This is a genomic window from Micromonospora acroterricola (assembly GCF_003172955.1).
GTDB lineage: Bacteria > Actinomycetota > Actinomycetes > Mycobacteriales > Micromonosporaceae > Micromonospora > Micromonospora acroterricola.
On sequence record NZ_QGKR01000277.1, the window covers coordinates 20,488 to 43,755 of the forward strand.

The 23,268-nt window shown below is 72.2% G+C and carries 25 protein-coding genes; 9 read left to right on the forward strand and 16 right to left on the reverse strand.

Going from position 1 to position 23,268, the window contains the following annotated elements; genetic code table 11:
- The first annotated feature begins 60 nt into the window (after positions 1 to 60).
- Entirely contained in the window at positions 61 to 588 is a 528-nt protein-coding gene (locus tag DKT68_RS24220) for an SRPBCC family protein (protein ID WP_109819687.1), read from the forward strand.
- Between the two features lie 41 nt (positions 589 to 629).
- On the opposite strand, the gene DKT68_RS24225 is transcribed toward DKT68_RS24220, so the two are convergent.
- Both DKT68_RS24225 and DKT68_RS24230 read right to left on the reverse strand, forming a co-directional pair.
- Positions 630 to 1,334: a DUF2786 domain-containing protein gene (locus tag DKT68_RS24225; protein WP_109819688.1), complete on the reverse strand. Its 705-nt coding sequence runs from the start codon at positions 1,332 to 1,334 to the stop codon at positions 630 to 632.
- An 81-nt stretch (positions 1,335 to 1,415) separates the two neighbouring features.
- Positions 1,416 to 1,805, reverse strand: a complete 390-nt coding sequence (locus DKT68_RS24230) for a hypothetical protein (protein WP_109819708.1) — start codon at positions 1,803 to 1,805, stop codon at positions 1,416 to 1,418.
- 155 nt (positions 1,806 to 1,960) lie between these two features.
- Between DKT68_RS24230 and DKT68_RS24235 the strand changes: the two genes are divergently transcribed.
- Positions 1,961 to 3,304 (forward strand): ABC transporter substrate-binding protein, encoded by a 1,344-nt coding sequence (locus DKT68_RS24235; RefSeq protein ID WP_109819689.1) that lies wholly within the window; start codon positions 1,961 to 1,963, stop codon positions 3,302 to 3,304.
- A 66-nt stretch (positions 3,305 to 3,370) separates the two neighbouring features.
- On the opposite strand, the gene DKT68_RS24240 is transcribed toward DKT68_RS24235, so the two are convergent.
- Entirely contained in the window at positions 3,371 to 4,114 is a 744-nt protein-coding gene (locus tag DKT68_RS24240) for an enoyl-CoA hydratase/isomerase family protein (RefSeq protein ID WP_109819690.1), read from the reverse strand.
- Positions 4,111 to 4,968, reverse strand: a complete 858-nt coding sequence (locus DKT68_RS24245; protein ID WP_109819691.1) for a 3-hydroxyacyl-CoA dehydrogenase family protein — start codon at positions 4,966 to 4,968, stop codon at positions 4,111 to 4,113. The genes DKT68_RS24240 and DKT68_RS24245 overlap by 4 nt, the downstream gene beginning before the upstream one ends.
- 174 nt (positions 4,969 to 5,142) lie before the next feature.
- On the opposite strand from DKT68_RS24245, the gene DKT68_RS24250 reads away from it, so the two are divergent.
- Positions 5,143 to 5,445: a hypothetical protein gene (locus DKT68_RS24250; protein WP_109819692.1), complete on the forward strand. Its 303-nt coding sequence runs from the start codon at positions 5,143 to 5,145 to the stop codon at positions 5,443 to 5,445.
- Positions 5,446 to 5,507: 62 nt separating this feature from the next.
- On the opposite strand, the gene DKT68_RS24255 is transcribed toward DKT68_RS24250, so the two are convergent.
- Positions 5,508 to 6,287: a class I SAM-dependent methyltransferase gene (locus DKT68_RS24255; protein ID WP_109819693.1), complete on the reverse strand. Its 780-nt coding sequence runs from the start codon at positions 6,285 to 6,287 to the stop codon at positions 5,508 to 5,510.
- Positions 6,288 to 6,340: 53 nt separating this feature from the next.
- On the opposite strand from DKT68_RS24255, the gene DKT68_RS24260 reads away from it, so the two are divergent.
- Positions 6,341 to 6,730: a PPOX class F420-dependent oxidoreductase gene (locus DKT68_RS24260; protein ID WP_109819694.1), complete on the forward strand. Its 390-nt coding sequence runs from the start codon at positions 6,341 to 6,343 to the stop codon at positions 6,728 to 6,730.
- Positions 6,731 to 6,823: 93 nt separating this feature from the next.
- On the opposite strand, the gene DKT68_RS24265 is transcribed toward DKT68_RS24260, so the two are convergent.
- Together DKT68_RS24265 and DKT68_RS24270 are read right to left on the reverse strand one after the other, a co-directional pair.
- Complete coding sequence (locus tag DKT68_RS24265; RefSeq protein ID WP_007073996.1) at positions 6,824 to 7,033, reverse strand: BldC family transcriptional regulator; 210 nt, start codon at positions 7,031 to 7,033, stop codon at positions 6,824 to 6,826.
- Positions 7,034 to 7,283: 250 nt separating this feature from the next.
- A complete protein-coding gene (locus DKT68_RS24270; RefSeq protein WP_109819695.1) occupies positions 7,284 to 8,123 on the reverse strand; it encodes a hypothetical protein in 840 nt (279 codons plus the stop codon).
- Positions 8,124 to 8,317: 194 nt separating this feature from the next.
- Here DKT68_RS24270 and DKT68_RS24275 point away from each other — a divergent pair, with 194 nt between their 5' ends.
- Both DKT68_RS24275 and DKT68_RS24280 read left to right on the forward strand, forming a co-directional pair.
- Positions 8,318 to 9,400 (forward strand): Leu/Phe/Val dehydrogenase, encoded by a 1,083-nt coding sequence (locus DKT68_RS24275; RefSeq protein ID WP_109819696.1) that lies wholly within the window; start codon positions 8,318 to 8,320, stop codon positions 9,398 to 9,400.
- Positions 9,401 to 9,700: 300 nt separating this feature from the next.
- A complete protein-coding gene (locus DKT68_RS24280) occupies positions 9,701 to 9,916 on the forward strand; it encodes a DUF3073 domain-containing protein (RefSeq protein ID WP_074315844.1) in 216 nt (71 codons plus the stop codon).
- A 143-nt stretch (positions 9,917 to 10,059) separates the two neighbouring features.
- On the opposite strand, the gene amcA is transcribed toward DKT68_RS24280, so the two are convergent.
- The 5 genes from amcA to DKT68_RS24305 form a co-directional block, all read right to left on the reverse strand.
- Positions 10,060 to 10,296, reverse strand: a complete 237-nt coding sequence (amcA, locus tag DKT68_RS24285) for a multiple cyclophane-containing RiPP AmcA (RefSeq protein ID WP_109819697.1) — start codon at positions 10,294 to 10,296, stop codon at positions 10,060 to 10,062.
- Positions 10,265 to 11,368, reverse strand: coding sequence for a cyclophane-forming radical SAM peptide maturase AmcB (amcB, locus tag DKT68_RS24290; RefSeq protein WP_330848947.1), 1,104 nt, complete (start codon positions 11,366 to 11,368; stop codon positions 10,265 to 10,267). The genes amcA and amcB overlap by 32 nt, the downstream gene beginning before the upstream one ends.
- A gap of 174 nt (positions 11,369 to 11,542) precedes the next feature.
- Complete coding sequence (purM, locus tag DKT68_RS24295; RefSeq protein ID WP_109819699.1) at positions 11,543 to 12,697, reverse strand: phosphoribosylformylglycinamidine cyclo-ligase; 1,155 nt, start codon at positions 12,695 to 12,697, stop codon at positions 11,543 to 11,545.
- Between the two features lie 61 nt (positions 12,698 to 12,758).
- Positions 12,759 to 14,297, reverse strand: a complete 1,539-nt coding sequence (purF, locus tag DKT68_RS24300) for an amidophosphoribosyltransferase (protein WP_109819700.1) — start codon at positions 14,295 to 14,297, stop codon at positions 12,759 to 12,761.
- A 168-nt stretch (positions 14,298 to 14,465) separates the two neighbouring features.
- Positions 14,466 to 14,819 (reverse strand): sterol carrier family protein, encoded by a 354-nt coding sequence (locus DKT68_RS24305; protein ID WP_236647051.1) that lies wholly within the window; start codon positions 14,817 to 14,819, stop codon positions 14,466 to 14,468.
- A 161-nt stretch (positions 14,820 to 14,980) separates the two neighbouring features.
- Between DKT68_RS24305 and DKT68_RS24310 the strand changes: the two genes are divergently transcribed.
- Positions 14,981 to 16,948: a carboxypeptidase-like regulatory domain-containing protein gene (locus tag DKT68_RS24310; RefSeq protein ID WP_109819709.1), complete on the forward strand. Its 1,968-nt coding sequence runs from the start codon at positions 14,981 to 14,983 to the stop codon at positions 16,946 to 16,948.
- Positions 16,949 to 17,119: 171 nt separating this feature from the next.
- On the opposite strand, the gene DKT68_RS24315 is transcribed toward DKT68_RS24310, so the two are convergent.
- The 4 genes from DKT68_RS24315 to purS form a co-directional block, all read right to left on the reverse strand.
- On the reverse strand, positions 17,120 to 17,875 hold the full coding sequence (locus DKT68_RS24315) for a 2-phosphosulfolactate phosphatase (protein ID WP_109819701.1): 756 nt from the start codon (positions 17,873 to 17,875) through the stop codon (positions 17,120 to 17,122).
- A 4-nt stretch (positions 17,876 to 17,879) separates the two neighbouring features.
- On the reverse strand, positions 17,880 to 20,630 hold the full coding sequence (purL, locus tag DKT68_RS24320; protein ID WP_109819702.1) for a phosphoribosylformylglycinamidine synthase subunit PurL: 2,751 nt from the start codon (positions 20,628 to 20,630) through the stop codon (positions 17,880 to 17,882).
- A gap of 67 nt (positions 20,631 to 20,697) precedes the next feature.
- Positions 20,698 to 21,381 carry a phosphoribosylformylglycinamidine synthase subunit PurQ gene (gene purQ / locus DKT68_RS24325; RefSeq protein ID WP_089018244.1) on the reverse strand — a complete coding sequence of 228 codons (684 nt, stop codon included), beginning with the start codon at positions 21,379 to 21,381 and terminating at the stop codon, positions 20,698 to 20,700.
- Complete coding sequence (purS, locus tag DKT68_RS24330; RefSeq protein ID WP_109819703.1) at positions 21,378 to 21,641, reverse strand: phosphoribosylformylglycinamidine synthase subunit PurS; 264 nt, start codon at positions 21,639 to 21,641, stop codon at positions 21,378 to 21,380. The genes purQ and purS overlap by 4 nt, the downstream gene beginning before the upstream one ends.
- A gap of 354 nt (positions 21,642 to 21,995) precedes the next feature.
- Here purS and DKT68_RS24335 point away from each other — a divergent pair, with 354 nt between their 5' ends.
- Together DKT68_RS24335 and DKT68_RS24340 are read left to right on the forward strand one after the other, a co-directional pair.
- Positions 21,996 to 22,679 carry a S1 family peptidase gene (locus DKT68_RS24335; protein WP_109819704.1) on the forward strand — a complete coding sequence of 228 codons (684 nt, stop codon included), beginning with the start codon at positions 21,996 to 21,998 and terminating at the stop codon, positions 22,677 to 22,679.
- Between the two features lie 24 nt (positions 22,680 to 22,703).
- On the forward strand, positions 22,704 to 23,267 hold the full coding sequence (locus DKT68_RS24340; protein ID WP_109819705.1) for a YbjQ family protein: 564 nt from the start codon (positions 22,704 to 22,706) through the stop codon (positions 23,265 to 23,267).
- The last annotated feature ends 1 nt before the right edge of the window (position 23,268 follow it).

Below are 23,268 nucleotides of genomic sequence, written 5' to 3' on the forward strand. Positions count from 1 at the left end.
CCGGAACCGGGCACCGCGCGAAGCTGCACAGCGGGGCATCAGCCGGTATGGTCCGGGCCTATGGGACAGGGGATGGATGGTCCGGCCGACATCCGGCAGGACATGGAACGGTTCTCCTTGCGATCCACCCTCCTCGTCCCAGGCTCCGCCGAGCACGCGTTCGCGGTCTTCACCGGCGAGCTGACCGAGTGGTGGGTCACCGAGTACACCTGGTCCGGTCCGGAGGCTCTCGCCGAGCTGGGCATGGAGCCGCGAGCCGGCGGCATGCTCTACGAGATCGGCCCGTACGGCTTCCGCGCCGACTGGGGCCGCGTGCTCACCTGGGACCCGCCCCGCCGACTGGTCTTCGTCTGGCAGATCGGTCCCGACCGGGTGCCGGTGCCGGACCCGGCCCGGGCCAGCGAGGTCGAGGTCCTCTTCCTTCCCGACGGGCCCGAGCGCACCCGGGTCGAGCTGGAGCACCGGCACTTCGACCGGCACGGCGAGGCGGCGGAGGGCTACCGCAAGGCGCTCACCGCGGGCTGGCACGAGCTTCTCACCCGCTACCTCGCCACGGTGTCGCGCCGGCACCCCACCACACCGGCCTGACCCTCACCCGCCCGCTGCCGGTTGACGCGGTGGCGAAGCCGTCAGCGGCCGAGCTGTCGTTCGGCCGTCGGGGCGCCGAGGTTCGGGCCGCCCAGGTTGGCGCGGCGCCCTGCCTCCGCCCCGGGGCCGAAGCCGGTGCCGGCCAGCCGGCGCGGCGGTGCGGTGCGCAGCCGCGGGTACTGCTCGGCGAGTCGTCGCTGCACCCGGTCGGAGCGGTCGGCCAGCACCAGCGCCACCGAGGGCGTGCCCGGCTCGCTGGCCGCCGCCGTCTCGGCCGCCCAGAGCCGTCCGCCGATCACCTGCGCGAAGCCGGCGAGCCAGGATCGGCGGAAGGCCGCGGGGTGCTCGCCGGCCGGCACCGCCGTGCCGGCCAGGCCGTGCGCCGCCTGCACGAGCAGCGAGGTGAAGAGCAGGTCGACCCGTTCCAGGTCGCTGGCGAAGCCGAACAGGTGAAGTGCGAACCCGCTGCCCTGCCGGCGGCGTACGCAGCGGCAGCGCAGCGGTTCGGCGACGGCGGCGAGCAGGCCGACCTTGTCCCGGGCGTACGGGGCCACGATGTCCACCACCCGGTCGCCGACGGGGTCGGTGGCCGGGTCCCGCGCGGCGAGCAGCGCCCGGTCCACGCCGTAGCGGGCGATCAGCTCGGTCGCCTTGGCGGTGAACGCGGCCGACTCAGCGGGCGTGCAGGCCGGGTCCTCGGCCTGGGCCAGCAGCTTGCGCACCTTGCTGAGCATGGCCTCGGACATGCCCCCAGAGCTATCACATCCAGCGGCCGGAGCGCGCGTGGCCACTGCCCGTCGATCGGTGTCGCCGTCGCGCTCGGCTCCTCAGCCGGCCCGGCTGCGCAGGGTGGCGATCGTCGAGCCGGCGAGCGTGAGCAGGCAGTCGGGGAGCAGCCCGTCGGCGTCGGCCGCGCCGAACAGCGCCTCTCCGGTCGGCACGTCCCGGTTGGCGTACGCGCTGACGAAGCGGGCCACCCAACGGGTGTCGTACCCCGCCTCGTCGATCCCCGGGAAGTCCAGCGCACACCCGCTGCCCGACGGCGCGTCGCCGACCATCGTCGCGGCGAGGCACCAGGCGACCCCGTACGCACCGCTCAGGCCGGCGCGGTCGACGACCGCGTCGAACGCCCCGACCACCGCGTCCCCGTCCCCGGCGAGCGCGGAGCGGAGCACGGCGGCCGCGTCGTCGAACGTCTGCTGTGGTAGGTCCGTCACCCAGCGCACAGTAGGACGGCTGGTCAAGCCCCCCGACGACCGTCACTCTCCGTGTTCAACGCGGGCGACCTGCGCATTACGTCCCCTCCACGGTCCCGCCGCCAGCGCCGGCACGCTAATGTGCGCAGCGGACCTTCGCCGGAGGAAGGACGACCATGCTCGTATCACGCCGTTCGCGGGTGGCCTCACTGGCCGCCTGCGCGACGATCCTGCTCGCCACAAGCGCCTGCGGGAATGACAAAGCCGAGGAGGGAAGCGCCCAACAGGTGCGCCTCTATGGCACGGACGGCAACATGCTCAACTCCTACCCTGCGGAGTTGAAGGAACGTGCCAACCTCGTCGACGGGATGAAGGGGACCACGCCACTCACCCCGTTGCCGGAAGACTTCAAGAGCCGGCTACGGTCCGTCGACCCGGCGCTGACGGACTACCTCTACTCCGCCGAGACGTACGACGCCGTGGTGATCGGGGCGCTCGCCGCCCAACTCGCGGGGAGCAACGACCCGGCGGCGATCGCGAAGCAGATCGTCGGCGTGACCAACGGCGGCCAGCGCTGCGAGAACGTGGCGAGCTGCCTGACGCTGGCCCGCGCCGGGCAGGACATCGAGTACCGCAGCGTGTCGCTGACCCGGGCCGGTTTCACCGACAAGGGCGAGCCGGCCACCGCGAGCTACGCGACGCTGACCTTCGACGGCCAGCAGATCAACGACGGCAAGACCGAGTTCGTCGGGGCGGGCACCGAGTCGGCGGCGAGCACGAAGGCGCCGCCGAAGCCGAGGAAGCAGCCCGCGGGCGACGACCCCGACCAGAAGCCGCTGGTCATGGGCGGCCTGCTGCCGAAGACTGGTGACCTGGCGATCGCCTACCCGCCGATGGCGGCCGGCGCGACGCTGGCGATCAGGGAGATCAACGCCGCTGGCGGCGCGCTGGGCAAGCCGGTGACGTGGATGGACGGCGACGACGGCACCAGCCCGGCGGTCGCCAAGGCGACCGTGGCCAAACACGTGGCGGACGACGTCAGCGTGATCATCGGCGCTGGCGGCTCGGGCATCTCGCGCGAGGTGCTGCCGGACGTGGTGAAGGCCGGAAAGATCCTCTTCTCGCCGTCCAACACCGACAGCGGCCTGACCGACGTCGAGGACAAGGGTCTCTACTTCCGGACCGCCCCGCCGGACAGCCTCCAGGGCCGGGCGCTGGCCGACGTGATGCTCCGCGACGGGTCCCAGAAGATCGCCATCGTCGCCCGTAAGGACTCCTACGGCGAGGGCCTCCAGGCCACCGTCCGGGAAGAGCTGGAGAAGGCCGGCATCGCCGGCGACCGGCTCAAGCTCCTCACCTACGAACCGCCGGCCGACGCCAAGGCTCCCCCGGTGGACTTCACCGGTGGCGCGAAGGAGATCAAGGACTTCGGCGCGGACGCCGTACTGATCATCGGCTTCGGCGAGTCCGCTCAGGTGATCCGGGCGCTCGCCGACAGCGGGGTGCAGATCCGGCACTGAGCACCCACCCGTGGACCACACGGCCGCACCGGCATCCCGCCGGTGCGGCCGTTTCCGTCCCGAGGGTCAGCGGGGCCGGCGGCGCTCCAGGAACTCGGTCATCCGGCGGTGCTTCTCCTCGTCCTCGAAGAGCACCGCCTGGCTGACCAGGTCGAGCTGCGGGTGCGCGGCGGCCGGTGCGTCCACCGCCAGTTTGGTCAGCCGCAGCGCCAGCGTCGAGCCCTGGGCCATCTCGTCCAGCAGCCCGTGCGCCACCGCGAGCAGCTCACCAGGCTCGTCCACCACCCGGTTCACCAGACCGATCCGCAGCGCCTCCGCGGCGTCCACCCGCCGGCCGGTGAAGAGCAGCTCCTTGGCCCGGGCCTCACCGATCAGCGCCGGCAGCCGGTGGGTCGCGCCGGCGCCGGCCAGGATGCCCAACCGGACCTCCGGCTGGCCGAAGACCGCCCGCGCCGTGCACACCCGCAGATCGCAGGCGTACGCCAGTTCCGCGCCACCGCCCAACGCCGGACCGTCGACGGCGGCCACGCTCGGCATCGGCAGCGCCCTGACCCGGGCGAAGGCGGCCGAGTTGATCGCGGCCAGCGCGTCGGTACGGCCACGCTCCCGCAGCTGACCGATGTCGGCGCCACCGGCGAAGATGCCCTCCGCGCCGCCGGTGAGCAGCAACAGCCGGGGACGCGCCTCCAACTCGGCGCAGACCTGGTGCAGCTCCGCGATCAGGTCGGCGTCGATGGCGTTGCGTTTCTCGGGCCGGTCCAGCGTCACCACCAGCCGGTCCGGCCGCTCCTCGATCCGAAGCCCACTCACTGCTTGGCACCGCCTTCCCACCGGTAGAAACCGTGCCCGGACTTCTTGCCCAGCCGTCCGGCGGCCACCATCTCCACGAGCAGCGGCGGCGGCGCGAAGCGGTCCCCGTACGCGGCCTGGAGGGTACGGGCGATGTCCAGCCGCACGTCCAGGCCCACGAGGTCGGTCAGCTCCAGCGGCCCGATCGGGTGCCGGTAGCCCAGCACCATCGCCTTGTCGATGTCGGCCGGGCTGGCCACCCCGTCGGCGACCATCCGGATCGCCTCCAGGCCCAGGGTGACCCCGAGCCGGGAGGTGGCGAAGCCGGGCATGTCGCGTACCACGACCGGGTCCTTGCCCAGCCGGGCAGCGAGCGCCACGGCCGCCGCGGTGGTCTCCTCGGTGGTGGCCGGGCCGACGACGATCTCCAGCAGCGCCATCGCCCAGACCGGGTTGAAGAAGTGCAGACCGAGGAAGCTCTCGGGCCGGTCCAGCCCGGCGGCCAGCTCACCGATGGCGATGCTGGACGTGTTGCTGGCCAGTAGCGCCGGGCGCAGCGCGGCGGCGTCGCGCAGCACCGCCCGCTTCAGGTCGAGCCGCTCCGGCACCGCCTCCACGATCACCTCGGGCGCGGGGGCGACCTCGGCGAGCGCGGGGCGCAGTGTCACCCGCTGGCGGTTCGCCGCGGCCTCGTCGGCGCTCAGCTTCCCGCGCTGCACCGCGCGCTCCCACAGCTCCGCGAGCCGGTTCAGCGCGGTCGCGCCCCGGCCGGGGTCCACCTCGACCAGCTCGACGGCGTATCCGGCACCGGCCGCCACGTACGCGATGCCGAGCCCCATCGTGCCGGCACCGACGACCACGAAACGATCGCTCATCACGCCTCCCTGTCCCGCCCGGCGGCGCGCGGGGTCCCCGCCACGCCGGCCCGGGTGATCCGCCCGCTCCGCTCGCTCATGGTGCGACCCTATTCAGCACGGAGAGCCGGCCCATGCGTGGGGGAGCGCCGGATCGGGTACAAACGGCCGCAACCGAGGGAAGGACCAGTCGACATGAGCCAGGCACCGGAGAGCGTCACCGACCCGGGCAGCACCGACGGGGAGACCGTGGAGACCCGGGGCGATGAGCGGGTCGACCTGCTGCGCGCCGACACCAACAACGACGGCAAGACCGACGTGTGGGTGGCCGACACCGACGGCGACGGCAAGGCCGACCTGTTCCAGTTCGACACGAACGGTGACGGCAAGGTGGACATCACCATGGTCGACATCGACGAGGACGGCACCCCGGACGAGGTGGTCGACGGCGACGGCGGTCTCCCGCCCGAGCAGCTTCCCCCGACCGTCCAGGTCTGAGATGTACGGGAGGGCTCCTTGTCGCCAGGCGATGACAGGGGCCCTTCCGCACGTCCGGATGCTCAGCCGGCGAGGCGCAGGGTGGCCAGGTAGTACGGGGCGTCCCGGTCGTCCACATCGGTCAACCGCCAGGCGCTGCCCCGCACCAGCGCCGCGAACTCCTCCGCCGAGCAGACCAGGTAGTCGAACCACTCCGTGCCCAGCTCCCGGTAGCGCAGCCGGAGCCGTAGCTGGCCGCCGAGCCGGCCCCGGCGACGGTTGCGCTCGTGGTAGCCGGTGTGCAGCGGGTCGCGGGTGCCGTACGGGTCGGTGCCGTGCGCGATGATCTGCGCCCCCGGCCGGGCCAGCGCGGCGAGCGCGGCCAGGAACTCCGGGGCCCGCTCCCGCCCCTCGAACAACCCCAGGTTGTTGCCGAGCAGGAGGAACGTGTCGTACCGGTGGCCGTCGGCGACGTGCGTGTCCACGGTGCCGTGGACGAGCCGCCGGACCCCGCGGCGCCGGCTCACCGCCAGGGCGCCCGCCGAGGTGTCCAGTCCGGTGACGGGTACGCCCCGCTCCTGGAGCAGCAGAGCGATGCGGCCGGCGCCGGTGCCGACGTCCAGCGTCTCGCCCCGGACCCGGTCCACCGCCCGGTGGTCGTACGGCTGCCAGTCCGCCGGCCCGTCCAGGTAGTGCGCGGACGGGGCGCCGTTGATCAGCCCGTCGTCCCGCTCAATGATCTCGATGACCGGTCGGGGCAGTCGCCCGCCGACCAGCGGTCGCGGACCCACCCCGGTGGCGACGGCGAACGTGTCCCGCAGCAGTTCGCCGACCACGTCACCGATTAGAGGCTCCCCCGTCATGACCTCACGCTATCCGGACACTCAGCGGCCCGTGGCAGCCGTATCCTGGCGGCGTGACCACGTTGGACCGGCTGTCGGCCGAGAAGTACATCCTGCTCACGACCTTCCGCAAGGACGGTCGTGCGGTGCCGACTCCCGTCTGGTCGGTGCGGGACGGCGAGGCGTTGGCGGTCTGGACCCGGGCCGACTCGGGCAAGGTGAAGAGGATCCGCCGCAACGGCGACGTCACCGTGGCGCCGTGCGACGTGCGGGGCCGACCGCACGGGGCGGAGGTGCGTGCCCACGCGACGATCTACGGCAACGGCGACACCGGTCGCGTGCGCGACCTGCTCAAGCACAAGTACCGGCTGATCGGTCGGCTGAGCCTGCTCGGCAGTCGGCTGCGCCGGGGCGAGGGCGGCACGGTCGGCATCCGGGTGACGCTGGCCGAGGGTCAGGGCTGACGGGGGCGACGCCGAGGCCGGGTGACGCCGGCGGACAGAAAGAGGGACGGTGGACCGAGATCCACCGTCCCTCTTCGGAAAAACCTTGCCGGCTCAGTCGCCCTGCCGCTGCTGCGGGATCTGCCCCTGCAACAGCGCCCTGACCTCCGACTCGCGGTATCGACGGTGACCACCCAGCGTGCGAATGGCGCTGAGCTTGCCCGCCTTGGCCCACCGGGTCACCGTCTTCGGGTCGACACGGAACATCGACGCCACCTCGGCCGGTGTGAGTAGCGGCTCTGGTTCGTGCGTTCGCGATGCCATCGGTCACTCCTCCACGTTTATAGACATCGGCCGGGGTCCCGCCGGCCGACGCGTCTCCCATGGTCCGGCTAGTCCCCGATGTCCGACATGGGCCGAACGGATGAAGGTCCCTAGACGGACGGATGAACCATGCCCGATTTTTACGACTTTTACACGGCAGAAACTACCTTATTCGGACTCATGATCACGGTTCGTGATGCGTCAATTACGAGGGCACCTCGCCTTGGGAGCGCTCCTCGGGTGATTTGCCCTAGTTGCACCGCTCCAGCAGCTGCACGGCGCGCCACCGGGCCACCAGCTTGTCGTACGCGGCGGACGCCTCCTCGGCCTCGCCGCGGGACAGCCCCGCGAGACCGCTGGCGACCAGCTCGGGCGAGTCGTCCGAGGTCAGCGTCTCGTCGGAGAGCAGGTCGACCAGGCCGCCGTAGTCCAGCTCCACCACCGAGCGCGGGTGGAACTCCTCCAGCCAGCGGGCCGCCTCCTCCACCGCCTCCGTGATCGGCGCCTCGCCCACCGACTTGCGCAGGACGGCGAGCGCCCGCGACGAGCGACGGCGGGCCTTGGAGATCTCGGTGCGGTAGCGCAACGCCCGGCGGCCCGGCTGGGTGACCAGGTCCCGCTCCGCCGGATCGAAGAGCACGAACCAGCGCAGCGGGACACCCCAGGTGGCGATCTGCTCGTGCACCCGGGGCACGCCGTGCTCCAGCACCCGGGCGCCGCTGCGCCAGTCGTCCACGACCGCCTTGGCCTGCCCGGCGAGCACCGGCGGCACGAAGGCGTCGGCGAGCACCGAGGGCACCCCGTCCCGGGCGCTGAGCGCCGCCTCGGCGACTCGGATCCGCAGGTTCCACGGGCAGACCAGCAGGCTGTCGTCCGTCTCCAGGACGTACGCCTCCTCGGGCAGGTCCGGCAGCCGGGTCCAGCCCGCGCCCAGCGCCTCGATCACCGCCGTCCGCTGCCGGCCGGGCCCCTCCATGGGAGCCACCGCCCGCCCCTCGGAGACGTAGCGACGCCAGTAGCCCTGACGGTCCCGGTCGAAGGCGGTCAGCGGTTCGTACACGCGCAGGTAAGAAGCGAAGAGCGACGGCACGGCGCGATCCTCCCACGAACCGCACCCGGAGGCGGTCAGCGGCCGGGACCACGCGCGCCGCAACGTGAGACGGCGGCGGCGCGTCGGGCGGCGCCACGGCGGCCGATACTAGGCTCGACGACACCGGCAGCATCCCCGCCGGGGTCCACCAGGTCCGCGTCCCACAAGGGCGCACACCACTCCAGGAGCCAGTCATGGGCGTATTCGCGAGCACCGACGACCCGGTATCGACCGGTCACGAACAGATCGTGTTCTGCCAGGACAAGCAGAGCGGCCTGAAGGCGATCATCGGGATCTACTCCACCGCGCTGGGGCCGGCGCTGGGCGGCACCCGCTTCTACCCGTACGCCAGCGAGGACGCCGCGCTCGCCGACGTGCTCGACCTGTCGCGCGGGATGGCGTACAAGAACGCTCTCGCCGGGCTGGACCTGGGCGGCGGCAAGGCGGTCATCTGGGGTGACCCGGAGCAGATCAAGAGCGAGGCGCTGCTGCGCGCGTACGGCCGCTTCGTGGAGTCGCTGGCCGGCCGCTACTACACGGCCTGCGACGTCGGCACCTACGTGGCGGACATGGACATCGTGGCACGGGAGACGCGCTACGTGACCGGCCGCAGCGTGGAGCACGGCGGTGCCGGGGACTCGTCGATCCTGACCGCCTGGGGTGTCTTCCAGGGCATGCGGGCCGCCGTCGAGCACGTCTGGGGCACCCCGAGCCTGCGCGGCCGCCGGGTCGGTGTGGCCGGGCTGGGCAAGGTCGGCAAGTACCTGACCGCGCACCTGCTGGAGGACGGCGCCGAGGTGGTGGCCACCGACGTCAACCCGAAGGCGCTCGAGTGGGTGCGCACCAACCACCCGCAGGTCACCCTGGTCGACGACGCCGCCGCGCTGGTCGCCGCGGACATCGACGTGTACGCCCCGTGCGCGCTGGGCGGCGCGCTGAACGACGAGACCGTGCCGGCGCTGCGGGCAAAGGTGGTCACCGGCGCGGCGAACAACCAGCTGGCCCACCCGGGCATCGAGAAGCTGCTGGCCGACCGGGGCATCCTGTACGCCCCCGACTACGTGGTCAACGCCGGCGGCGTGATCCAGGTGGCGGACGAGATCGAGGGCTTCAACTTCGACCGGGCGAAGCTGCGGGCCACCCGCATCTACGACACCACCCGCGAGATCCTGCACCTGGCCGACTCCGAGGGCGTACCGCCGGCGGTGGCCGCGGACCGGCTGGCGGAGCGGCGGATGGCCGAGGTCGGCCGCCTGCGCACGATCCACCTGCGCTGAGCGTTCCCGGAGGCGGGTCGACCAGATCCGCCTCCGGGCCCTCCCCGCGGGCCCCGCTCGGTAAGCTGAGCCCGGGTCAAGTTTGGCGCGTTTTGTCCCGCGTCACGGGCGCTCTCGGTTCCGCTCCTTACCAGGTACACTGGGTGACGGCCGGATCGCCGCGACGCGCAGAGCCGGCTGGCGGTAACCCGAGGTGCCGAACGATGGCATCCCCATGTACCGTAAGAGCCACGAGAGATGCCTGACGTCATCGGGGCCCGCCTTCGGGCTGCCCCGCATTCTGTGCGAGGGGGTCGAGCCATGGGGCGCGGCCGTGCTAAGGCCAAGCAGACAAAGGTGGCCCGGGAGTTGAAGTACCACTCCCCGAACACCGACCTCACCGCCTTGCAGCGTGAACTGGCGGGTGCTGGTAAGTCTGAGCACCACTTCGACGACGACTCTAAAGAGTTCGTCGACGACGATGATGAGGATCACGCGGACGACGACCCGGATCCCTGGATCCGTCCGACCCGCTGACCTCTCGACGTAGCTGAGCACGCGGTGACCCCCGCGTGCTCACGCATGTGCCCCGTCGGGAGCGACACCGTGCCGACGATCAGGGGCCTGTCCTGGCCAGAGACAACTCCGGCCGGCCGACAGGCCCCTGATCGCGGTCACCGTCAGCGCGGTCGGTTGTTCCAGTTGTAGAAGGTCGGGATGTTCTCGAAGTGGTTCCAGGCGCAGACGGCGCTGGCGCCGCCTCCGCCCGGCACCTCCGCCCGCAGTCGTCGCGCGTCCTCGGCCTCCTGAAGGAGCGCGATGAGCCCGGGGCCCACCTCCCGCACCCGTTGGGCGACTCCGTCCGGTACGACATCCTCTTCGCGCTCAGGGCGCCGGTGACTGGTGGTCTCGGGCATGCTCCAACACTCCCTCCAATAGGCGGATCTTGCTGTTGCGGCAGTGCTCGGTCTCCGTACCGTCAAAACGCCCCAGCTCGAAGTAGCGGTTGGCCGCGTGACCACCGCCGCAGAAGCCGAAGTACGGGCAGGACGCCCGGCAGGCCTCCACCCCGGCCAGGAATTCGGCCACCCAGGGCGTCGCCGCGGCGCCGGTGAGGATCTCGGCCAGCGGGGTGGTCAGCACATTGCCGCTGCTGAAGTCGCCGTAGCGGAGATCGGTGAAGCCGGCCAGCTCCGGGGAGAGCACCGTCACCGAGCCGTCGTGCCCGATCGTCGGGATCGGGTCCAGCTGACGGGGCAGCAGGCCGTCCGCCGCGTCGTCGAGCACCGCCGCCGCATAGCGCAGCGACCACTCGACCTCGCGCAGGTGGATCCGGGGTTCCCGGCGCCAGGCCGCGACCAGCTCGGCCCAGAACGCGTTCACCGCCGCCGGGTCGTGGCGGTTGTCGCGGGTGTTGACCCCCTCAAGCTCCTCGATGTTGATGCCCAGCACGTCGCAGCCCAGCCCGAGGAAGTAGTCGTACAGCTCGGTGGCGAGCCCCGGCTCCGGCCGGGACACCACGGCCAGCGCGGAGAACGGCAGCCCTTGTCGGCGCAGCGCCTCCACCCCGCGCAGGATCCGGTCGTACGCGGGCTGACCGCCCCGGTTGACCCGGTCACCGTTGCGCTCCCGGGGCCCGTCCACGCTGACGCTCACCCGCACGTCGTGCTCCGCGAAGAAGGCACACCAGTCGTCGTCGATCAGCGTGGCGTTGGTCTGCACGTGGTGCTCGACCTCGGGCGCGAACGGCGCGATCAGGTCGGCCAGGTACTCCCGGCCGGCCGCCAGCGGCTCGCCACCGTGCCAGACGACGGAGAAGCGGCCGGTGGCCGCCCAGGGGTTGACCGCCACCGCCACCGCCTCGGCCACCGGTACCGGCATGCGCCGATCGGCGGCCCGGAAGGGCAGGTAGCAGTACGCGCAGTCGAGGTTGCAGAGGGTGGTGGGCTGCATGACGACGTACGACGGGACCGCAGCCAGGCCACGCATCCCGCTGAACGACTGTCCCCGAGCAGCCATCGCCCTCCTCCGTCCAGCCTGAGAGGCGGTCGGGAAGCCGCGAGGCGTCCCGCGACCGTCTCCGAAGGGTGCCCTTCAGGCTAGGCGGCGTTGGCCACTCGGGTGAAGCCCTGATCAGGTGCCCGTACGATCACCAGAGTGTGATCATCCGCGGGTGTGCTGGCCAACCATCTGCACGTTGCCGGTGCCCTCGATGATTTCGCCGGCCTGCCACGCCTCGACCCCACGGCCGGTCAGCGTGGCCAGCGCCCGGTCGGCGTCCTCGGCCGAGACGATCGCGAACATGCCGACGCCCATGTTGAAGGTCGACTCCATCTCGGGGTCGTCGATCCGACCCTTCGACTGGATCAGGTCGAAGACCGGCTGCGGCTTCCAGGTGGACCGGTTGACCACCGCGTCGACGTGCTCCGGCAGCACCCGGACCAGGTTGCCGGGGATGCCACCGCCGGTGACGTGGGCGAACGCCCGCACATCGGTCTCGGCGATCAACTTCAGGCAGTCCTTGGCGTAGATCTTGGTGGGGGTGAGCAGCTCCTCACCAAGGGTCCGCTGACGGCCGAAGTCGTCGATCACGATGTCGAGCCGCATGCGGGCCGCGCCGAGCAGCACGTGCCGGACCAGCGAGTAGCCGTTGGAGTGCAGCCCGGAGGAGCGCATGGCGATCACCACGTCGCCCACCTCGACCCGCTCCGGGCTGAGGATGTCGCTCTCCTCGACCACGCCGACGCCGGTCGCGGAGATGTCGTACTCGTCGGGGCGGAGCACGCCTGGGTGCTCGGCGGTCTCCCCGCCCAGCAGCGCGCACCCGGCGTAGCGGCAGCCGTCCGCGATGCCCGCGCCGATCTCGGCGACCTTGTCCGGAACGACCTCGCCGGTGGCGATGTAGTCGAGCAGGAACAGCGGCTCGGCGCCGCAGGCCACCAGGTCGTCGACGACCATCGCGACCAGGTCGATGCCGACCGTGTCGTGGATGTCCATCTGCTGGGCGATCACCAGCTTGGTGCCCACACCGTCGGTGGAGGAAGCCAGGATCGGGTTCTTGTACTTCGTCGTGTCCAACCGGAACAGGCCCGCGAAGCCGCCGAGGTCACCCAGCACCTCGGGGCGGCGGGTCTGGCGCACCTTCGACTTGAGCAGCTCCACCGCGCGGTCGCCCGCGTCGATGGAGACCCCGGCGTCGGCGTACGAGAGCGAGCGTTTGCGCGCCTGACGGCTCACGCCGGCCGTCCAGGGCTGGCGGTCCCCGCCGGCGCCGGTCGGGCTGCTTCCTGCGCCGCTGCGCTCGGACACGTGCGTCACGGTTCTCCCCTTTGTGGTTCTCGGTGCCGCGCCGGCGGTGGCCGGGCCGCGCCGGTTGGTGCTACGGGCGGTTTGCGGTCACGCCACCAGGAGTGGCGACGAGCGAGCCGTTGGTGTGCGGGGCCTCCGGCGCCGAGTTGGCGACCCGTCGGCCCACCCCTTCGAGCACGTGCTTGCCGATCAGGTTGCCGGCCGGCAGCTCGATCGGGTACTCCCCATCGAAACACGCCCGACACAGCCGGGTCTTCGGCTGCTCGGTCGCGGCGATCAGGCCGGAGAGCGACACGTAACCCAGCGTGTCGGCGCCGATGGAACGCCGGATGCCGTCGTTGTCCAGCCCGTTGGCCAGCAGCTCCGCCCGCGTGGCGAAGTCGATGCCGTAGAAGCACGGCCAGCTGACCGGCGGGGACGAGATCCGGACGTGCACCTCCAGCGCGCCCGCCTCGCGGAGCATCCGCACGATGGCCCGCTGGGTGTTGCCGCGGACGATCGAGTCGTCCACCACCACGAGCCGCTTGCCGCGGACGTTCTCGCGCAGCGGGTTGAGCTTGAGCCGGATGCCGAGCTGGCGCAGGGTCTGCGACGGCTGGATGAAGGTGCGCCCCACGTACGGGTTCTTCATCAGGCCCGCGCCGTAGGTGATGCCGGACGCCTCCGCGTAGCCGATCGCGGCCGGGGTGCCCGACTCTGGCACCGGGATCACCAGGTCGGCCTCGACCGGGTGCTCCTTGGCCAACTGCCGGCCGATCTGCACCCGCGCCGAGTGCACGTTGCGCCCGGCGATCGTGGCGTCCGGGCGAGCGATGTAGACGTACTCGAAGAGGCAGCCCTTCGGCTCCGGCGCCGCGAACCGGGTGGACCGCAGCCCGTTCTCGTCGATGGCGATCAGCTCGCCGGGCTCGACCTCGCGCACCACGCTGGCGCCGACAATGTCGAGCGCGGCGGTCTCGCTGGCCACCACCCAGCCGCGCTCCAGGCGGCCGAGCACCAACGGGCGCACGCCGTGCGCGTCGCGAGCCGCGTAGAGCGTCGACTCGTCCATGAAGACGAAGCTGAACGCGCCCCGCAGCTGCGGCAGCACCTCCAGCGCCGCCGCCTCGACCGACAGGTCCGGGCGGCTGGCCAGCAGCATGGTCACCAGCGAGGTGTCGTTGGTCGAGCCGTCCGCGACGAGGCCGCGCTCGGCGACCTCCTTCTCCAGCTCGGCGGTGTTGACCAGGTTGCCGTTGTGGGCCAACGCGATCGTCGTGCCGGAGCTCGTCGACCGGATCGTCGGCTGGGCGTTCTCCCAGTTCGAGGCGCCGGTCGTGGAGTAGCGGGCGTGCCCGATGGCCAGGTGGCCGCGCAGGCTGGCCAGGGTGGGCTCGTCGAAGACCTGGGCCACGAGGCCGAGGTCCTTGTAGACCACCACGCCGGAGCCGTCGCTCACCGCGATGCCCGCCGCCTCCTGGCCGCGGTGCTGGAGTGCGTAGAGACCGAAGTAGGTCAGATTGGCAACCTCTTCGCCGGGGGCCCAGACGCCGAAGACGCCGCAGGCGTCCTGGGGGCCGGGTCGTTGGGGATCAAGGTCGTGGCTCAGCCGGCCGTCGCCTCGGGGCACCTACCGCTCCCTCATGCTGGTCTGGACCGGCCTGGCGGGGATCACGGGCGGATCCACACTCCTCTGCCGGGACCACTGTCGTCGCCTGACAGTGTACGCGAATCGTCGTCAATACAGAAAGTCACGGTTCGCCTTCCGACCGTTACGGTCAGGCGGACATCCGGGCAGCTAGAGGGGCAGATATGCCGAGAGGTCCGCGCGGACCCCGCTCACCTGGACGCGACCGTCGGTGACCGCGTCGGCCCAGCCGATTCGCCCGGTGGCCAGCGCGAGCCACGTGTCCGGCGACATCTCCACCACGTTTGGCGGGGTTCCCCTGGTGTGTCGGGGACCGGGAACGCACTGGATCGCACCGTATGGTGGGACGCGCACCTCCACCGATCGGCCGGGGGCGCGCTCCGCGAGGACGGCCAACAACGACCGGACCGCCTCCCGGAGTACCGGCCTTTCGGGCGTACGCCCCTCGTCGAGCGCCGACAAAGCCGCCGCAACGGCGGCGGACTTACTGTACGGAGAGGACACGACGGGACGATACGGCCCGCAGGCAGAGCACCCGACGCTGGCCCTGGGTCGCGCCGATCCAGTCAGACAAGGCATAGTTGCCGACGGCGTATTCGAACCGTGATGATCCCGGGCCCGGCGCCCCGCCGGTCAAAGGGAAGTCAGTCCGGAAGGCGGTGGACGTGTCAACACACCGACGTGCCTGGCAGCAGCGGGCCGGTGTGGTCGTAGCGCTGGTTGCCGGCGCTCTGCTCGCCGTCCCCGCCACACCAGCCCTGGCCGCGAGCGTCGACGTGTCGCCCGGCTCGGTCAGCGTGAACGCCGGCAGCGACGCCACGATCACTGTGCGGGTCACTCCTGAGGACAACGACGACGAGGCGAAGATCAGCCTTTCCGGGCTGCCGTCGGGCGTCAGCTGCGCCAGCGGGTGCGGCGACGTCAATTTCCCCGGCCTGTCGAAAGAGGCCAGGTCGGTGCTTGTCCGCATCGCGGCCAACGACAACGCGGGCGACGCGACCGCCACCGTGACCGTCGCGGTCGAGGCCGAGTCCGGCCCGGCCACCAAGACCTTCTCGCTGACCGTCAAGGGCAAGGCCGCGCCACCGCCGCCGCAGACGCAGACCGTGCGGTCGATCTCCGGCAAGGTGGTCGCGAAGGCCAACGGCAAGTCGGTGCCCAACGCCGTGGTCGCACTGCAGGACAGCACGGGCCGGCGCTACGACACCACCAGCGACGGCAGCGGCAACTTCCGCTTCACCGGCACCACCGAGAAGCCGATCGCGCCGGGCCGGATCGACCTGGGCGCCAGCTTCGACAACGTGCTCGCCACCAAGAGCCTCAACGCCAGCGCCGGTCAGGCCATCACCGGGCAGCGGATCAGCCTGGAGATCAAGGTCGAGGTGACGCCCAGCCCCACCCCGTCCGCAAGCGCCGAGGCCGTCCCCACCGAGGAGGCGACCGAGGAGGGCACCGAAGAGGAGCCGACCGAGGAGGCCAGCGCGGGCGCCCCGGCGAACGCCTCCAACGAGGACGAGGGTGGCGGCTTCAGCTCGTACCTGATCATCCTGCTCGGCGGCCTGCTGGTTGCCGCGGGTGTCGGCACGATCGTGCTGCTGTGGATGAGGCGCAAGGAGAACGGCGACGAGGATGACGACCCGGCGGGTGCGGCCGGCGCGGTGCCGGCGGCACGTGGCGGGTTCCGCGGGGCCGACGACCAGACCCGGGTGGTCAACCGACCCCTCGGCGCACCCGATCCGACGATGGTCGGTGGCGCTGCGCTGAGCGAGGCGCCGACGATGATGCACCGCCCGGTGGTCGACGACGTCCCACCGGACCCGTACGCTGCGCCGGCGCAGCCGTACGGCGCTGCCGGCCAGCAGAGCTGGGGCGGCACCGGCTACGGCGACGAGCCGGCGCCCGGTGGCTACGGCGCCGGCGGGTACGGCAACGCCCCCGCGTCGGGTGGCGGCTACGGCACGGCGGCGACCCCCGAGGGTGGCTACGGTGCCGGCGCGGCCGGTGACGGCTACGGCGCCGCGCCCGGTTCCGGTGCGGGCTACGGTGGCGCACCGTCCTCCGGCGGTGGCTACGGCAGCCGCGACTACACGGCCCCGGCGGGTGCCGCCGGCTACCCGCCGGCTCCCGCTGGCGGCGCTGGCTACGGCGAGCGCTTCGACGAGCCGACCGGCCGGTACACCGGCGACAGCACGCAGTACCCGGCTCCGGCCGACCCGTACGCCACCGGCGTCTACCAGCCGGAGCAGGGCCAGGGCTACGGCCAGCCCGACGCCGCCCCGTACGGCGGCCGGGCTGCGGAGCCGACCGGCGGCTACGGCCAGCAGGCGGGTGGCTACGAGCAGGGCGGCTACGGCCAGCAGGCCGGCGGTTACGAGCAGGGTGGCTACGGGCAGGAGCCTCCGCCGCAACGCGGCGGCTACGACGAGCGCGGCTACGAGCAGGGCGGCTACGGCCAGCAGGCCGGCGGTTACGAGCAGGGCGGCTACGGCCAGGAGCCTCCGCCGCAACGCGGCGGCTACGACGACCGCGGCTACGAGCAGGGCGGCTACGGCCAGCAGACCGGCCGGGCCCGGCCGGACGGCCCGCCGCCGACCGAGCGGGGCGGCCGGCGCCTCGACTGGCTGGACGATTGACCAGAACGCCACAGCACGGAAACGGCCGCCCAGAGAGATCCGGGCGGCCGTTTTCTGTGCCGAGATCCACTCGTGGTCCAGGAAATCGGTCATGGACATTCCGATCTCGACGACGTCGAGTCGATCAGACCCTGGGGCCGGCGGCGGCGGGCAGGAGGCGTCCAGCCGTGGTCAGGCGGCGGAGAACACGCCGTTGCGGAGCACCGGAACGACGTCCGACACGCCGACCTGGACGGCGACCTCGACGTCCTCGGCGAAGCCACTCTCGGCCAACTCCCGGCCGGAGACGCTGCCGCGCACCGCGGCGGGAACGTCGGGCGTGCTGGCCAGCGCGGCGAGCGCCATGGCCGCTTCCACGGAGAGCCCGCCCGGCACGCCGGAGAGGGCGTCGAGCACGCTCGCGGCGCCGAGTTGGTCCTCCACCGACGGGCGCAGCGACCCGTCCGGCCACCGCTCCCCCGAGGCGATCACGCCGACCGGGGCATCCGTCGTGCCGTACCCCTGGCGGCGCAGCCAACGCCCGACGGCGCGGGCGTTGCGCAGGCACGCCGCGACCACCGGTAGCCCGGTGGCGCTGGCGGCGGCGCTGATCGCCGAGCCGTTGGGCGAGGGCAGCACCAGGTCGGCGACCACCGGCGCGGTGCTCAGCGCGGCGGGCGACAGCGACCACGGATGCTCCGCCGTCGTCCGCCGGCGGCCCACCGCGGCCACCGCGCCGACCCGCAACGCGTACTCGGCGGCCTGCTCACCCCAGGGGAACGGGTGCACCCGCATGCCGCGGCCGACCGCCACCTCCACGGAGGTGGTGAACGAGAGCACGTCCACCACCACCAGCACCGAGCACACCCGACCGAGTTCGGACGCCCCGGTCAGCCCCCAGTCGAACCGCGCACCGGTGCCGGGCTGACCGTAGACGGCCGCGGTCAACGCCTCAGCGCTCGTCAGGCGACGGCTCTGCGACACCGGAGCCAGACTCTGACGACCCGCCGGGCCCTGCCGGCCCGGCGGTGGTCGGCTGCTCCGACTCGCCGTGCTCGACCGGCGCCTCGGCGGCCCCCGCCTGCGAGACCGGACCGGCCGGCGCGATCGGCTCGACGGCCCCGGTCTGCGGGACCGGACCGGCCGATGCGATCGGCTCGACGGCCACCGCCGCCGGGTCCACCGGCTCGGCCTGCGCGACCGGCAGCGGCACGGCCTCGACCGCACCCGCGACGCCAGCCGCCGGGGCGGGCACCTCGACGGCGGCCGCGCCGCCGAAGAGACGCGGCAGCGTCGCGGTGTGCGCGGCCCGCAGCTCGTCCAGGCCGATGCGGAACTGGCCGTGCACCTCGAGCGCGCCGCCAGCCGGGTCGGTGACGCCGATCAGCTCGAACGGCACCCCGCGCTCGGCGCAGAGGGCCGCGAACGCCTTGTCGTGGCCACGCGGCACCGACACCAGCGCCCGCGTTGCGGACTCGCTGAACAGGTAGACGAACGGCATCGAGCCGTCGGCGAAGTGCTCCGGCACCGCGATCCGGGCGCCGACCCCGCGACGGAGGCAGGACTCGACCAGGCTCTGGGCGAGGCCACCGTCGGAGAGGTCGTGCGCCGAGGCGAGGTGACCGACCCGGGCGGCCTCGGCCAGCAGGTCGGCCAGCGCCTTCTCCCGGGCGAGGTCGACCTGCGGCGGGATGCCGCCGAGGTGCTCGTGCGTCACCCAGGCCCACTCCGAGCCGGACAGTTCGACGTTCGTCTCGCCGAGCAGGTAGAGCTGGTCGTGGTCGCCACCGGGCCGCGGGACGAAGCCCATCGGCACCCGGTCGGCGACGTTGTCCAGCACGCCCAGCACGCCGACCACCGGGGTCGGGTGGATGGCCGCCGCGCCGGTCTGGTTGTAGAAGCTGACGTTGCCGCCGGTCACCGGGATGCCCAGCTCGAGGCAGCCGTCCGCCAGGCCGCGCACGGCCTCCGCGAACTGCCACATCACGCCCGGGTCCTCCGGGGAGCCGAAGTTGAGGCAGTTGGTCACGGCGATCGGCTTCGCGCCGGTCACCGCCACGTTCCGGTACGCCTCGGCCAGCGCCAGCTTGGTGCCGTTGTACGGGTCGAGCCGGGTGTACCGGCCATTGCCGTCCACGGACAGCGCCACGCCGAGCCCGGTCCGCTCGTCGATCCGGATCACGCCGCCGTCCTCCGGCTGGGCGAGCACGGTGTTGCCCAGCACGTAACGGTCGTACTGCTCGGTGACCCAGGTCTTGTCGGCCAGGTTGGGCGACGCGATCATGCGGAGCACGGTCTCCCGCAGCGCCTCCGGGTCGGCCGGGCGGGGCAGCGTCTCGGCGCGGTCGGCCTGGAGCAGGATCAGGTCGGCCGGCTCACGCATCGGCCGCGCGTAGACCGGGCCGTCGTCGACGAGCGAACCCGGCGGCACGTCGACCACCAGGTGGTCCTGCCAGGTGATCAGCAGTCGGCCGGGGCTGCCGTCCGGCTCCGGTGCGGTGACCTCGCCGATCGCGGTGGCCAGCACGCCCCACTTCTCGGCGGTCTTGAGCACCGCGTCGAGCTTGTCCGGCTCGACGACCAGCAGCATGCGCTCCTGGGACTCGCTGGCCAGGATCTCGTGCGGGTCCATCGACGGCTCGCGCAGCGGCACCCGCTCCAGCCAGACCCGCATGCCGGTGCCGGCTGCGGCGGCGGTCTCGGTGAGCGCGCAGGTCAGCCCGGCGCCGCCGAGGTCCTGGATGCCGACCACCAGCTGGCCGTCGTACAGCTCCAGGCAGGCCTCGATGAGCAACTTCTCGGTGAACGGGTCGCCGACCTGCACGGCCGGGCGACGCTGCTCGCTGCCCTCGTCGAAGGTGGCGCTGGCGAGCACCGAGACACCACCGATGCCGTCCCGGCCGGTCTTGGCGCCCATCAGGACGACCACGTTGCCGGGGCCGGCGGCGGCCTTGTTCTGCAGACGGTCGACCGGCAGCACGCCCAGGCAGAGCGCGTTGAGCAGCGGGTTGCCCTGGTAGGAGGGGTCGAAGACCAGCTCCCCACCGATGTTGGGCAGGCCGAGGCAGTTGCCGTAGCCGCCCACGCCGGCGACCACGCCGGTGAGCACGCGGGCGGTGTCCGGGTGGTCCGCGGCACCGAAGCGCAGCGGGTCCATCACCGCGATCGGGCGGGCACCCATGGCGAGGATGTCCCGGACGATGCCGCCGACGCCGGTCGCCGCGCCCTGGTACGGCTCGACGAAGCTCGGGTGGTTGTGCGACTCGACCTTGAAGGTCACCGCGAGCTCGTCGGAGACCCGCACCACACCGGCGTTCTCGCCGATGCCGGCGAGCAGCCGGTCGCTGTGCGGGGCCTTCTCACCGAACTGGCGCAGGTGCACCTTGCTCGACTTGTAGGAGCAGTGCTCGCTCCACATGATCGAGTACATCGCGAGCTCGGACTGGGTGGGCCGGCGGCCGAGGATCTGCCGGATCCGGTCGTACTCGTCGTCGCGGAGCCCCAGCTCGGTGTACGGCTGGAGCTCTCCCGGGGTGCCACCGGCGCGCGGCACGGTGTCCACGCCCTCGGTCCAGTCGACCGTGGCCGGCTGGACGGGAGCGGTCGCCGGGGTGGCCGGCTCCGCCGGGCGCGGCTCGGTCGGCTGCGCCGGGGCGGAGTACGCCTCCGGTGTGTCCCGTACCGGGTCCGGATGGGTGGTCATGACCTCTCCTCGCTGCGCTCGTGCCCGCCCGAACGGCGGTTGAGCTGACCGATGATCGTGCCGCCGGTCATGCCGGCGCCCCCACCAGGTGCTTGAGGACCGACGTGAAGAAGCCGAGGCCGTCCAGCGAGGGACCGGTGAGCGCCTCCACCGCGTGCTCGGGGTGCGGCATGATGCCCACCACGTTGCCGGCGGGGTTGGTGATCGCGGCGATGTCGCGCTGCGACCCGTTCGGGTTGCCGCCGACGTAGCGGGCGACCACTCGACCCTCGGCTTCGAGCTGGTCCAGCGTCGCGGTGTCGGCGACGTAGCAGCCCTCGCCGTTCTTCACCGGGATGAGCACCTCCTGGCCGGGCTGGAACGCGTTGGTCCACGCGGTGCCGGCCGACTCGATGCGCAGGATCTGGTCCCGGTTGCGGAAGTGCAGGTGCTGATTGCGGGTGAGCGCGCCAGGCAGCAGGTGCGCCTCGCAGAGGATCTGGAAGCCGTTGCAGATGCCGAGCACCGGCAGACCGCCCTGGGCGGCGTCCACGATCGTCTCCATCACCGGTGCGAACCGGGCGATGGCGCCGCAGCGCAGGTAGTCACCGTAGGAGAAGCCGCCGGGCAGGACGACCGCGTCCACCCCGTGCAGCGCCGGGTCACCGTGCCAGAGCCGGACCGGCTCCGCGCCGGCGATCCGGACGGCTCGGGCCGCGTCCCCGTCGTCGAGCGAGCCGGGGAAGGTGACCACACCGACCCGGGCGGTCACGAGCGGGCGTCCGCGGTCTCGTCGGCCTCGACCAGGCGGACGGTGAAGTCCTCGATGACCGGGTTGGCGAGCAGCTTGTCGGCGATCTCCCGGGCCCGGGCAAGGTCCGGTTCACCGGTGAACTCGATCTCGATCCGCCTGCCGATCCGAACCGAGGCGACGTCGCTGACGCCGAGCCGGGGCAGCGCGTTTGCGACGGCCTGGCCCTGCGGATCGAGGATCTCGGGCTTGAGCATGACGTCGACGACGACGCGAGGCACTGGGCACTCCTGACTGTGTACGCAGTTGGGTGCCGACCCACAACGGGCGAGCGGAGCCAGCCTACCTGGCAGATTCCGTCGCGGGCGCACCGGCCGGTTGCAGTTCAGGCAGTGATCAACACAACCGGCGGCCGGGACGGGTCGCCAGGCGGGACACGCGCTCCCACCAGGGCATATACAGCGCAGACGGTAGCCGAACCGTTACATTGGTAAACCTCGATCAAATTCTTGAAAACGGCCGCCGCGGGTCCTACTGTACATCGACACCGTTCAATGTCAGTGCCAGCGGGGACCCCCGCTGGCGCCCTCCCGCACCCGGCGATCCCGGGTCCGCCCCGTCCAAGGAGTCCCCCGATGCGCATCCGTCCCCTGCTCGCCCTGCTCGGCGTGGCGCTCGCCGGCGCCCTCGGCGCCGCCTCCGGCGCCTCCGCCGCCCCGGCCGGCCCGCAACCCATCATCGGTGGCGGCACCGTCTCGTCCGCCCCCTGGGCCGCCGCGGTGATGAGCAACGGCTCGTTCACCTGCTCGGGCAGCGTGATCGCCCCGCAGTGGGTGCTCACCGCCCGGCACTGCATCAGCGGCACCATGTCCGTTCGGGTCGGCAGCGTCTACCGCGCCTCGGGCGGGGTCACGCGTACCGTCAGCGCCACCTACACCCGTAACGACCTTGCCCTCATGCGGCTCTCCAGCACCGTCAGCACCTCGGCCGTGAGCCTGGCCAGCAGCAACCCGCCGATCAACTCGACCAACTCGATCTACGGCTGGGGCATGACCTGCTACAGCGGCTGCTCCGCGTCCAGCCAGCTCAAGACCGCCACCGTCCGGGTCACCAGCAACAGCGCCACCGACGCGTACGGCGGCCAGGCGATCCGCAGCACCAGGATCAACGGCAACGCGTGGCGGGGCGACTCGGGCGGCCCGCAGTTCTACAACGGCCAGCAGGTCGGGGTGGCCTCCACGGCCGACGGCTCCAGCATCCAGAACTACGGCAGTGTCGCGTACAACCGGGCCTGGATCACCTCGGTGGCCGGTGTCTGACGGTTAGCGCCCTGCGCGGCGCGGATGGCCGGCGGAGTGCCGGCCGTCCGCGCCGCGTCGTTTTGCAGCATCCGATCAGGTGAACAATGCACACGATCGGGTCGCGCCGCTCCTGACAGCATCGGAGTCGTGCTGGTCGTGACGACGGAGCAACTGCCCGGCTACGAGATCCGCCAGATTCTCGGTGAGGTGGTGTCATCGATGGCCAGGACGCGCAACCCGTACCGCGAGGGGGTCAAGAACCTGCGCGGTGGCGCGTACGACCCGATGGCCCCGGACAACCTGACCCGCTGGCGCACCGACTCGGTGGCCCGACTGGGCGAGGAGGCCCTGCGGCTCGGCGCGAACGCGGTGATCGGCATGCGGTTCGACAGCCGGGACTGCGGCGAGATGTGGATGGAGATCTGCGCGTACGGCACGGCGGTGATCGTCGTACCCAAGGTGCCCGACGTCATGCCGAGCGACCAGCCGGCGGTCGCCGCGGAGACCGCGCACGACGCGGGCTTCACGGGGTCGCCCGGCGGCATCGCCGAACCGGCGAGCGCCCCCAACCTCCGCACCGCCGCCGAAACCCCGACCGGCGAATAAC